Origin of the sequence: Finegoldia dalianensis (assembly GCF_046255015.1) — a bacterium.
GTDB lineage: Bacteria > Bacillota > Clostridia > Tissierellales > Peptoniphilaceae > Finegoldia > Finegoldia magna.
Window position 1 is genome coordinate 19,693 of sequence record NZ_JBDLBQ010000005.1, and the last position, 12,425, is coordinate 32,117.

Annotated in this window: 10 protein-coding genes; all 10 read right to left on the reverse strand. The window is 34.4% G+C overall.

Features of this window, described 5'->3' with window-relative positions; translation table 11 throughout:
* Positions 1–91: 91 nt before the first annotated feature.
* Positions 92–295 (reverse strand): hypothetical protein, encoded by a 204-nt coding sequence (locus ABDJ34_RS06125; protein ID WP_412701730.1) that lies wholly within the window; start codon positions 293–295, stop codon positions 92–94.
* 176 nt (positions 296–471) lie between these two features.
* Positions 472–2,112, reverse strand: a complete 1,641-nt coding sequence (locus ABDJ34_RS06130; protein ID WP_412701731.1) for a hypothetical protein — start codon at positions 2,110–2,112, stop codon at positions 472–474.
* Complete coding sequence (locus ABDJ34_RS06135) at positions 2,109–2,666, reverse strand: RNA polymerase sigma factor (RefSeq protein ID WP_412701732.1); 558 nt, start codon at positions 2,664–2,666, stop codon at positions 2,109–2,111. The genes ABDJ34_RS06130 and ABDJ34_RS06135 overlap by 4 nt, the downstream gene beginning before the upstream one ends.
* 462 nt (positions 2,667–3,128) lie before the next feature.
* Positions 3,129–4,661, reverse strand: coding sequence for a glutamine-hydrolyzing GMP synthase (gene guaA / locus ABDJ34_RS06140; protein WP_412701733.1), 1,533 nt, complete (start codon positions 4,659–4,661; stop codon positions 3,129–3,131).
* Between the two features lie 8 nt (positions 4,662–4,669).
* A complete protein-coding gene (locus ABDJ34_RS06145; RefSeq protein WP_412701734.1) occupies positions 4,670–6,265 on the reverse strand; it encodes an ABC-F family ATP-binding cassette domain-containing protein in 1,596 nt (531 codons plus the stop codon).
* Positions 6,266–6,510: 245 nt separating this feature from the next.
* A complete protein-coding gene (purM, locus tag ABDJ34_RS06150) occupies positions 6,511–7,536 on the reverse strand; it encodes a phosphoribosylformylglycinamidine cyclo-ligase (RefSeq protein ID WP_412701735.1) in 1,026 nt (341 codons plus the stop codon).
* Positions 7,536–8,009, reverse strand: a complete 474-nt coding sequence (gene purE / locus ABDJ34_RS06155) for a 5-(carboxyamino)imidazole ribonucleotide mutase (RefSeq protein ID WP_094205267.1) — start codon at positions 8,007–8,009, stop codon at positions 7,536–7,538. Before purE ends, purM begins: the two co-directional genes overlap by 1 nt.
* A gap of 9 nt (positions 8,010–8,018) precedes the next feature.
* Positions 8,019–9,470, reverse strand: coding sequence for an IMP dehydrogenase (guaB, locus tag ABDJ34_RS06160; protein WP_094207541.1), 1,452 nt, complete (start codon positions 9,468–9,470; stop codon positions 8,019–8,021).
* Positions 9,471–9,657: 187 nt separating this feature from the next.
* Entirely contained in the window at positions 9,658–10,611 is a 954-nt protein-coding gene (locus ABDJ34_RS06165) for a 1-phosphofructokinase family hexose kinase (RefSeq protein ID WP_412701736.1), read from the reverse strand.
* Between the two features lie 70 nt (positions 10,612–10,681).
* Entirely contained in the window at positions 10,682–12,226 is a 1,545-nt protein-coding gene (locus ABDJ34_RS06170) for an NAD(P)/FAD-dependent oxidoreductase (protein WP_412701737.1), read from the reverse strand.
* Between the last annotated feature and the right edge of the window lie 199 nt (positions 12,227–12,425).

A 12,425-nucleotide genomic window follows, 5' to 3' on the forward strand; every position in this document is an offset into this window, starting at 1 on the left:
CTAGTTACATTTATTTATTTTTATTATAACTTATTGAAGTTTTAAATCTTAATAAGTACAACAAAAAAAGGATAAGCATTTCGCATATCCTCTAGTTAAAATATTTAATTAACTTTTTATTTTTATCTTCTCTATTTATTAGATGAAAATATTTTACAAAAAACAAAATAATTGAAATTACAATTAGTATTTTTCCAGCAGTCCTTAGAGACTCATATTGATTAAAAAAATTGAAATTTAAAAATATTAACCCTAAGGCAACAGTAAGCGGATATAGTTTTGATAAATTTTTCATAAATACCTTCCTTCATAGATATAGAGTTTCACTGCTCTGTGCGCTCCTAACTATTTTTCTCGTAGAACTCACGCACAGTGGAATTCTTTACCCATTATATCATGTTTGTTAGATATTAATTTTAATTAGCAAAAAGCACCTAGTTTTTCTAGGTGCCTTATTGAGATTGTCTTGATTTATTTCTTTGCGGTTACTTCCATAAAGTAGTGATCTAGATCCTTGGATAGGATTAGGCTCTTAATATTTTTTTCTAAATCAAATGCAAAGTTTTGTTCTCCTATGTCTAGCTTGTCGTAGTCGATGATTTCTGTTTCGAATTTATCCAAGTCTATGGCTGAGTCTACGTTGGTTAATAGGTCGTAGCCATATATTTTCTGGTCATTTCTTTTACCGTAAAAGTCGTAGGATCCTTGCTTATAGGAGCTTATAGTTATTTGACTTGCTTTGTTTTCTCCTAGGTCTATTTCAAATTCAGCATAGATGATTCTTTGAATGTTGGTTACATCCATTAGGTCTAGATTGCCATCTTCGTATCTCATCATTGGTTCTTCGCTAAGCACGCCTGTGGCATATAGTTCTCTGATATAGAGAGCTTTGTATTCTTCATAAGATAAGGTGTATGATGGAATAATATCATTATCAAATTTCCAATAGGCAGCGCCTTTTTCTCTTGATGATTGATTATCTTTATATCCGTCGAAAAGAATTGGTAATGTCAAATCTAATGCTTCATCCAGACTCATTTCTTGTCGATCTAGGTCTGCTCCAGCATTTTTCAAATTATTTCTAAGCTTGGATGATTTGTCTTCGTAGCCATCCCAGCCCCCTGTACTTTGGGCTTCAATTTTTACTCTTGGTGTGTCTTGGCCTAGTATAATCAGATAGCGTTTGTCTCCATGGAAGGATTTTTCATCCTTTTTGGGTATGGAGTACTGGTAAAATTCTTCCTTGCCATCGTCAAGTTTGGCAAAGCCATCAAAGCCTAGGCTTATGACCTTGGACTTGTCCCTATCAATTTGGATACCAGCAACTAAAGTTGGATTTTTCGCTTGTGGGCTTTCTTCATAGTAGCTATTTGTAAAACTATAAACTGTTACTGGTATATCCTTGGTATCTGTGGCGTGGCTAAGGGCGTCTTTCAAATATGATCCGTCATTTAAGGCTTTTTGATAGTCTTTCCAAGATTTATAATCCATAAGGTTTAGGGTTTCAGATGGATCTATTTCATTGACACTTGAAACAAAGTCCCCTGTATATTTGCCATAATACAATTTTGCTTGCAAAACTTTTCCATCTTGCTCAATTTTTGGATATGAGTAGGCCAAGTCATCAGCGCTTGATATGAATGGATAGAAGACCTTTATTTTCTTTGCAGAGCCCTTGTTTTTTATCAAATATTGGTCCTTTAGTAAGGCTCTTTTCGGGCTTGAATCTGCGATATTCGTAGAAAAGAAATCAAAAGTTAATTTACGTTCAGCACTTATATCATCCATATAATCGGCATAGCCTAGGATTAGCGGTAGGATTGGTCCCTCGTATCGCATAAATGAGCCTGACTCATCAGTAGTGATTTTCTTAGATGGCCCCCTAGAACTAATGCCAGGCAACATATCTATCAAAAGGCTAACAGAAACAATTACTAAGGCTATGCACGCTGCAAGGCCTCCAAATTTTTTCCATGAAAAATTTTTATACCTAGCCTTTGTGGTCGGGTCAATAGTTTCTCCCCCAGTTGACTTATAGCTATCTTCTTCTAGGTCACCAATTGCCTTAAAGAGAATCTCGGCATTATTATTTTCTCTATTAATTTTTCTCATAATAATTTCTCGCTTTCTAAGATGTCTCTTAGTTTTTTCCTAAGCCTATAGAGCTTTGTCACTAAATTGTTGTACTTGTAGTTTGAATTTGATGCGATTTCCTTGATTGGTATGGCGTAGAAGTAACGTTGTAGAAAGATTGTTTTATCTTCGTCGGATAAGTTTTTGACAAAGTCATTTAAAAGACTTAACAAATCTCTATAGATAACCTCTTGCTCCAAGTCATTATTACCTGCAATAACCTCATCTAGCTCGTCAAGTATCAATGGCATTTGCCCTCCTCTTCTTTTTTCGGCATGTATTTTTCGATAGCAGTCTAGGGACAAATTTCTTGTAATTTTTGCCAGAAATAATTTGAAAATATTGGGATTTTGAGGTGGTATGGTCATCCAAGTCTCTAGGTAGGTATCATTAACACATTCCTCTGAGCTTTGGAAATCATCCAAAATATTGTTACTAATGCTAAAGCAATAGGGCCCATATTTTAAATTTGTTTCTTTGATTGCAGCTTCATCTCTATCAAAATATAGTTTGATTATGTCCTTATCATCCATAAAAGCATTCACCCCCTCTATCCTATAAGACGTATATTAGTGAGAAATATTACATAAATCTTCTATTTTTTATGAATTTTGCTAGTTTTATATTCATTAGCATCCATCTGAGAACTAAAATCATAAGAATCTGCACAAAGTTTATGGCAAAGATTAATAGTAGTTCCCATGTACACTCTATTTGTTAATATAATTATAACAAAAAAACATATTTTTAACTAAAAAGACCGTAGCTTGAAACTACGGTCTAATTTTTTGTCCTCATGTAAACCACTTGGAACTATTATTCAATTTATTCTTTTTTATAAATGTTCCCATTTTAATCCCGCAGCACTGTCTAATTTGTGGAAATAAATGGATGGATTAGACGCCGATGAGGAGCCTCGCAGCCGAGTCGTACAATTAGTACGTCGAGGTTGTGAGGCGACGAATCAAGTTTAATACGCCATTTAGACCGCAAATTTATTCCCATTCAATTGTTGCTGGTGGTTTACTTGTTATGTCGTAAACTATTCTATTGATGTGGTCTACTTCGTTGATTATTCTTACTGAAGTTTTATCTAATACTTCGTATGGGATTCTTGCCCAATCAGCTGTCATGAAGTCTGTTGTTGTTACGGCTCTTAGTGCTAATGTGTAGTCGTAAGTTCTGAAATCTCCCATTACTCCAACAGTTCTATTGTTAGTGATTACTGCGAAGTATTGGTTGATGTCTTTGTCGATTCCTGCTTTTGCAACTTCGTCTCTGAATATATAGTCTGCTTCACGCAACACTTCTAATTTTTCTTCAGTGATTTCTCCCATAACTCTGATTCCAAGTCCTGGTCCTGGGAATGGTTGACGATATACCAAATATTCTGGCATTTCTAATTCTAATCCTAATCTTCTGACTTCGTCTTTGAATAAATCTCTTAATGGTTCAATCAAATCTTTGAAATCAACTACATCAGGAAGTCCTCCAACGTTGTGGTGAGATTTGATAACTGATGCATCGCCTTGTCCAGATTCTATTACATCGGGATAGATTGTCCCTTGCGCTAGGAAATCCACAGATCCGATTTTCTTAGCTTCATCTTCAAATACTCTGATGAATTCTTCTCCGATGATTTTTCTCTTTTGTTCTGGATCTGATACGCCTTTTAATTTATCTAGGAATCTGTCTTTTGCATCTACTCTTACGAAGTTCAATTCGTCATTTTTGAATGCGGCTTCAACTTCGTCGCCTTCATTTTTTCTCATTAATCCATGATCAACGAATACACATGTTAAGTTTTTGCCGATAGCTTTTGATAAAAGTGATGCACATACGGAACTGTCTACCCCACCTGATAATGCCAACAAAACTTTTTTGTCGTCAACAGTTTTTCTGATTTTTTGGATTTGTTCTTCCAAGAAGTTTTCCATTGTCCAATCTCCGTCTGCTTTACAGATTTCATAAAGGAAGTTTTTGATAAGTATTTTACCTTCAACTGTATGATTAACTTCTGGGTGATATTGAACAGCGTAGATTTTCTTGTCTTCATTTGCAATTGCTGCTACTGGGCAAGAATCCGTTGTTTGAATGATGTCAAATCCTTCTGGTTTTTCTGATACGAAATCAGTGTGACTCATCCACACGATGCTTTCGTCGCTCATGTCCTTTAATATAGGGCTTTGGTTTTCGATTTTGGAATCAGTTTTACCAAATTCACGATTTTTTGCCTTTTCAACAACTCCACCAAAATCTTTGGAGATAAGTTGCATTCCGTAGCACATTCCCAAAATAGGAATATTTAATTCAAAAATTTCTTTGTCGATTTGTGGAGAATTTTCTTCGTAAACGCTGTTTGGTCCACCTGTAAAGATTATCCCGATTGGTTGTTTTTCTTTGATAACATCCAATGCTTTTTTGTAAGGAACAACTTCGCAGTACACGTTCAAATCTCTAACGCGGCGAGCGATTAGTTGATTATATTGTCCTCCAAAATCTACTACAATAACTAATTGATGTTTCATTTCTACTCCTAATTATTAGTTAAATATTTTTCTATATAGTCTTCGTAATTCATTGATACGTCACGATAAGTTCCGTCATCAAATATTTCAATAATTCTATTTGCAACAGAAGATACAAATTGGTGATCGAGTGATGTGAACAAAATATTTGATTTAAATGTAATCAAACCGTTATTTACAGCTTCGATACTTTCCAAATCCAAATGGTTTGTAGGTTGATCGAACACCAAGACATTCGCCGGTGTTACCATCATTTTGGAAAACATCATTCTGACTTTTTCGCCCCCGCTAAGAACGTTGGCTTTCTTCAAAGCTTCATCACCTGAAAAAAGCATCTTTCCCAAAAATCCTCTGATGTGAATTTCAGATTTTTCTTCGCTGAATTGTCTCAACCAATCAATCAAATTCAAATCGCAACCTTCGAAGAACCTAGTGTTATCTTTTGGAAAATACGTGTGAGTTATAGTTTGTCCCCATTTGTATTCTCCTGTATAATCATCATCGTTTCCGTTGATTATTTCGAAGAATTTCGTTATGGCGATTTCGTTTCCGATGAATCCAATCTTATCTCCTTTGTTTACTCTGAAGCTCAAATTATCGATAAGCTTGCTGCCATTTTGTTCTACAGTCAAGTTTTCTACATTTAGAATTTCATTACCAACTTCTCTTGAAAGCTCGAATCCAACGAATGGATAACGTCTACTAGATGGTTTAATGTCATCTAATGTGATTTTGTCTAAAAGTTTCTTCCTACTTGTAGCTTGTTTGGATTTTGATTTATTTGCAGAAAATCTTTGAATGAAATCTTGAAGTTCTTTGATTTTGTCTTCTTTTTTCTTGTTTTGTTCTTTTTGCATTCGAAGTGCAAGTTGGCTTGATTCATACCAGAAATCGTAGTTACCAACGAACATATTAATCTTTCCGTAGTCAACATCGACCATATGAGTGCACACTTCGTTTAAGAAATATCTATCGTGAGATACTATGATTACAATTCCTGGAAAATCCATCAGAAAATCTTGTAGCCACAATATTGCTTTTAAATCCAAACCATTTGTAGGTTCGTCTAGTAGCAATATTCCTGGATTTCCGAACAAAGCTTGTGCTAATAACACCTTTACCTTGTCAGATTCTTTCAAATCTTTCATCAACATAAAATGTTGTTGTGTCGTTATTCCCAAACCTTGCAGCAAAGATGAACTTTCCGCTTCTGCTTCATATCCTCCAAGTTCTTGGAATTCTGCTTCTAATTCCGCTGCTCTCATTCCATCTTCATCGCTGAAATCTGGTTTCATGTATATCGCATCTTTTTCTTTTTGGATATCGTAAAGCTTTTTATTTCCCATCAAAACTGTATCCATTACGCTGTTTTCTTCAAAAGCGTAGTGATCTTGGTTAAGTTTTGATAATCTTGTGTTCTTATCTATCGTGACATTGCCTTTTGTGGGCTCTTTTTCTCCGGATAAAATTTTGAGGAATGTAGATTTCCCAGCACCATTCGCACCAATAACTCCGTAACAGTTACCTGGATTAAAAATTAGGTTAACATCCTCAAATAATTTTTTATCGGGGAATATGACACTTAAATTGTTAACTGTTAACATCTAAATCCCTCCAATACTCACATATTATACCATAAAAGTATTATCAAGTCTTGATATCACAATATTTGAATACATTTTTCAATTCAAAAACAACCATTTAATTTTGAAAAATAAATGGTTGTTAATTTTATAAATTTATATATTGGTCAATCCTTTTGGCAAAAGTATTTTTACTTAGTTTCTTAAATTTTCTGTACCGAAATTCTAAAGTATATACTTATTTAAAAAATTCATTTATTCAAAAATTAGTCCAGATTAATCGCAACTTTTGTTTCTGTTTGTTTGCAAACTCCGCATTTTTTTGCTTTTGGATCTATTTTTTGTAATATTTCAAGAGATTTATCCACATCTTTTGCATCTACTACAACTACCATTCCAATTCCCATGTTAAATGTGGAGAACATTTCTTTTGTTTCGACATTTCCCCATTCTTGAATTGCTTTGAACACAGGATCAATTTCTGATTCTTTTAAGTCAAATTCTATTCCTATACTTTCAGGCAACATTCTAGGTACGTTTTCGTACAATCCACCACCTGTGATATGAGCAATTCCTTTGATTTGAACTTCTTTTAATAATGCAGAGATTTCTTTTTCGTAAATTCTCGTAGGAACCAAAAGTCTTTCTCCAACTGTAGTGTCTTCAAATTTATCAGATAATTTTACATTTGCCATATCCAATGCCGCTCTTACAAGTGAAAATCCATTGCTGTGAACTCCGCTTGAAGATAGTGATATTGCAACGTCTCCTTCTTTGATGCTACTTCCGTCAATTATTTTTTCGCGGTCTACAATTCCAACTGCAAATCCCGCCAAATCATAATCATTTTCTTTGTACAATCCTGGCATTTCGGCAGTTTCTCCACCAATTAATGCACATTCTGATTGTGTACAACCTTCTGCTACACCACGAACCAAATCCGCCATTTTTTCTGGTTTTAAACTTCCTGTAGCGATGTAATCCAAGAAAAACAATGGCTTTGCTCCTTGGCACAAAACATCATTAACACACATTGCAACCAAATCAATACCAACTGTATCGTGTTTATCTAGTTCCATTGCTAATTTGATTTTTGTTCCAACGCCATCAGTTCCACTAACCAATACAGGTTCTTTCATATCGGAGATTTCTGGTTTAAATAAACCAGCAAATCCACCGATACCTGTTAGAACTTCTTTTCCATGAGTTTTCTTTACGATTTCTTTTATGATTTGAACTTCTTCGTAGCCTTTTTCTTTATCTACACCAGAATCTTTGTAAGTTAATCCCATTATATTTCTTCTAACTCCCTGTCAGAATCAATGACACCTTGTTTCATTTCTTCTTTGTAATCTTTTAATTTTTGAGCTAGTTTTTCGTCAGACAAAGCAATCATTTGAGCTGCTAAGATAGCTGCATTCTCTCCACCATCGATTGCTACAGTTGCAACTGGAACTCCTTTAGGCATTTGAACTATTGAATACAAAGCATCCATTCCAGCAAGTGCAGATCCTTTTACAGGAATTCCTATAACTGGTTTTGTTGTCATTCCTGCTGTTACTCCACCTAAGTGTGCTGCTTTGCCCGCGATTGTGATGTAAACTTTGCAGTCGTCTTTTTCAACAGTTTCTTTTAAAACATCCAATGCTCTGTGTGCTGAAATAACTGATACTTCATAAGATAGATCAAATTTTTTCAACATTTTAGTAACTTTTTTTGCAACTTCAATATCTGAACTGCTTCCCATTATTAATCTAATATCCATTGTTTGCTCCTATTTTTTTGTATAGTTTGGAGATTCTCTAGTAATTGTAATATCATGTGGATGATTTTCTACAAGTGTTGCTGGAGAAATCTTCACGAATTTTGATTTTTCTTTTAATTCAACTAAGTCTTTGCTTCCTACATAACCCATACCTGAACGAAGTCCACCAACTAATTGATAAACAACTTCTGCTACAGATCCTTTGTAAGCAACTCTACCTTCTACTCCTTCTGGAACGTATTTTTTAGTGTTATTTTGGAAATATCTGTCTCCACTTCCAGCTTTCATAGCTCCAAGTGAACCCATTCCTCTGTATTCTTTGTATTGTCTACCTTCTAATACAACTAATTCTCCAGGGCTTTCTTCAGTACCAGCGAACAAGCTACCTGCCATGATAACAGATGCACCTGCTGCTAATGCTTTTGTAATATCTCCTGAGTATTTAATACCACCATCGGCGATGATTGGAATACCGTGTTTATCAGCTTCTTTCGCACATTCGATTATAGCTGTCATTTGAGGAACACCTATACCTGTTACAACTCTTGTCGTACAAATAGATCCAGGTCCAATACCAACTTTAACACAATCTGCCCCAGCTTCTATCAAATCCCTTGTAGCATCTGCTGTTGCAACATTACCTGCGATTATTTGAAGATCTGGGAAAGCTTCTTTTAATTTTCTGACAGCATTCAAAACTCCTCTTGAATGACCGTGAGCTGTATCAATAGTTACGACATCAACTTTTGCATCTACTAAAGCTTGACATCTTTCAATCATATCATTAGTGATACCAACTGCTGCACCAACTAATAATCTTCCTTGTGAATCTCTGGCTGAATTTGGATATTGTATTGTTTTTTCAACATCTTTTGTAGTGATGAGACCTTTTAATTTGAAGTTTTCATCTACAATTGGAAGTTTTTCAATCTTAGCATTCATCATTTTTTCCAAGGCTTCGTCCATTGATATGTTTTCGTGACCTGTAATCAATCCTTCTTTAGTCATAACATCTCCAATTGGAAGTTGTTCGTCTTTTACGAATCTAACATCTCTGTTAGTTAGGATTCCGACTAAAGTCATATCATCATTAACTATAGGTACACCGCTAATTCTGTAATGACTCATCAATTTCAAAGCATCAACGATTTTGTCATCTGCAGATAAGTAAAAAGGATCAGTAATTATTCCATTTTCTGAACGTTTAACTCTATCTACTTCTCTTGCTTGTTCTTCAATAGTCATGTTCTTGTGAATAATTCCGATCCCGCCTTGTCTCGCCATAGCGATAGCCATTTTTGACTCAGTTACAGTGTCCATTCCTGCTGACATCATAGGAATGTTCAATTCAATTTTTTTAGTTAATCTTGTTTTCAAGATAGTTTCATTAGGTAACACTTCTGATGGACCTGGTACTAAAAGTACATCATCAAATGTTAATCCTTCGCCGATAAATTGCATAATACCCTCCTCATAAAATAAATAAAAACTTTGTTAAAAATTTTTAATGTTGAGAATAAATTTACCATACAAATGATCACAAGTCAAGCAAATTTATTCCTTTTATTTTCTTTACAGTTATTATATCAGAAATACAAATTTTTGAGCAAGAAAAAAGCACCAAAAAAACTTTTGATGCGTAAATCTTCTATAATAATTCAACATTTATTTGTTCTGCTACTTCGTTTATTTTATCTGCGTCCAGCTTTTCAACTTCTGAAACTCTCGCATTTAATACGCCAAGAGATAAAGCCTTCAAAACAGTTTCCATTACGCCTTCTTCATCATCCAAGAATTTCGCGAGGCCTGCCACAGTAGCATCTCCACTTCCGACGGTTCTTTGAATTTTGTACTGAGGAACAGAAATCCTGTACAAATTATCTTTGTATTTTAAAATCGCTCCGTATTTTCCATTGGTAACCAAAACAATTTCAATATCATCCAACAATTTATTGCTGAAAATTTCCTTCAAATACTCAGAATCTTTGTTGACGAAATCTTCTGAAGAAACATCTTCTGTTAAACCAATGATTTCCTTAAATTCGTAGAAATTAGGCTTGATAGCAAATGGTTTATAATTATTTTCCAAAACTTTTTTAGTCACTTGTCCATTTGTATCTAAAATAATCTTGCTCTTAGCTTTTAGAATATCCATAGTTTCTTCGACAAAATCTTCGGATAAACCGTTCATCAAACTTCCACTGATTACTGCTATATTGTAATTTTTTCCGATTTCTTTTATAAGTGACATAAAAGTTCTTTCAAATCTAGAATCAATTTTGTTAGTTTTTTCAAAGATTTCAAATTGCTTATCGCCATGAATCACTCTAATGCAGTTTCTTGTGTCGACATTTGTAAAAATAAAATCGTGCTTGATATTCACATCGTCCAACTTGTCGATTACATAATCTCCGTTACTTCCTCCAATAAAGCCTGTAACCATGAAATCTGCTCTCAACAAATCCAAAACTTTGGACACATTTATCCCTTTGCCTCCAGGCGTTTTGTACGCATCATCAACAACATTTACTCCATTAGTATCCAGCTCATCCATTTCGTAAATCACATCAATAGCAGGATTCGCAGTTATACAAAGTATCATTTTATTCCCCTCTTCAAATTAATTAAAAATTTATCTTTAATAAATATACCCAATAATTTAGCTTTTTAAATTATTTGGATAATTTGGATGTAAGAATAACTTCAGCAGCCTTCAATCCGTCAATAGCACTTGACACGATTCCTCCAGAATATCCACTACCTTCGCCAATCACATACAAATTATCAACATTTTCGCTTCTTAACAAATCATCTCGATCCATTCTCACTGCACACGATGTTCTCGTTTCAACTCCTGTGAGTATAGCATCATCCATTGAAAATCCGTGAAGCTTGTTGTCCATCATTTTAATCGCAGTTTTAATGTAATTTGTAACATGCTCTGGGTAAATATCATTCAAATTGCTTAAAACATATCCAGGTTTCACAGTCGGGACGACTTCACCGATTTTTTCAGATTTTTTATCATCCATAAAATCTTTTACCAATTGAACTGGAGCATTGTAATTCGATCCTCCCAATTCAAAAGCCTTGCGTTCAATCTCTTGTTGGAATTTAATTCCGTCCAACAAATTGTGCCCGTAAGTATTCTCATCTATACCACACACAATCGCACTATTTGCGTTTTTGCCGTCTCTTTTGTGAAAACTCATACCATTGACGCACAATTCATTTTCTTCACTAGAAGCATTGATTACATATCCGCCTGGACACATACAGAAAGTGTACACTCCTCTTTTGTTTTCTTCAGAATAAGAAAGCTGATAAGTCGCACTTGGAAGATCTCTGTCGCATTTATATTGTGCAAAATCAATCATTTTTTGTGGATGCTCAATCCTAAATCCAACCGCAAATGGTTTGTTCGTCATTTTAATCTTGTCGGCTAACATCATCACAGTGTCTCTAGAACTATTTCCAAGAGCCAAAACGTAACAGTCAGATTGAATTTTTCTATTATGTGATTTTATTCCCACACATTTTTCATTTTCAATTTCGACATCGTCGATCAATGTATCGAATTCAAATTCACAACCCATTTTGATAAGGTCATTTCTCATATTCACAATTACTTTTTGTAATTCATCGGTTCCGATGTGTGGCTTGGAGTCGTACATGATTTCACTTGGAGCGCCGTAGTCAACAAATGTCTTCAAAACTTCCCTGACTCTTTTGTCTTTGGAACGTGCAGTTAATTTTCCGTCAGAAAAAGTTCCAGCTCCACCTTCACCAAATTGCACGTTACTGTTTGTGTTTAGCTTACCAGTATCCAAGAATTTGTTGATATCGTCAACTCTTTTGGATACCTCGCTTCCTCGTTCAATAACTTTCACCTTAGCTCCGTTTTTCGCTAATAAATACGCACAAAACAATCCCGCAGGACCACTTCCAACAACTGTGACGCTTTTCGAATTATCGACATCTTCTAAGTTAAAATCTTCCTCATGATATCTCTCGCAATTTTTGATTGATTTTATTTTTTTATCAGACAAATCAACATCCACGATAACTTGGTAATTAAACAGAATTCCTCTTCTAGCATCAATTGATTTTCTGTAGATTTCATAATTTAAGTTTTTCATTCCAATCATTTTAGAGATTTTTTTCTTCAATTCATTTTCGTCGTCATTTTTTAATTTTATATTTCTAATAATAATCATAATTTTCTCTCTTTCATTTGTTACTTGTATTATATCATTATTTAAATAGAAATATTTATTAGCAAAGCATAATGATTTTTAAAAATCTAATGCACGAATATCTAGACTACAAAAATTGTAGATTTCTAAATCTCAAAATCCTAAAATCGCAAACTCGCCTTCGCTCAAACAGTGCGATTTTAGCCGGATTTTTTCGATT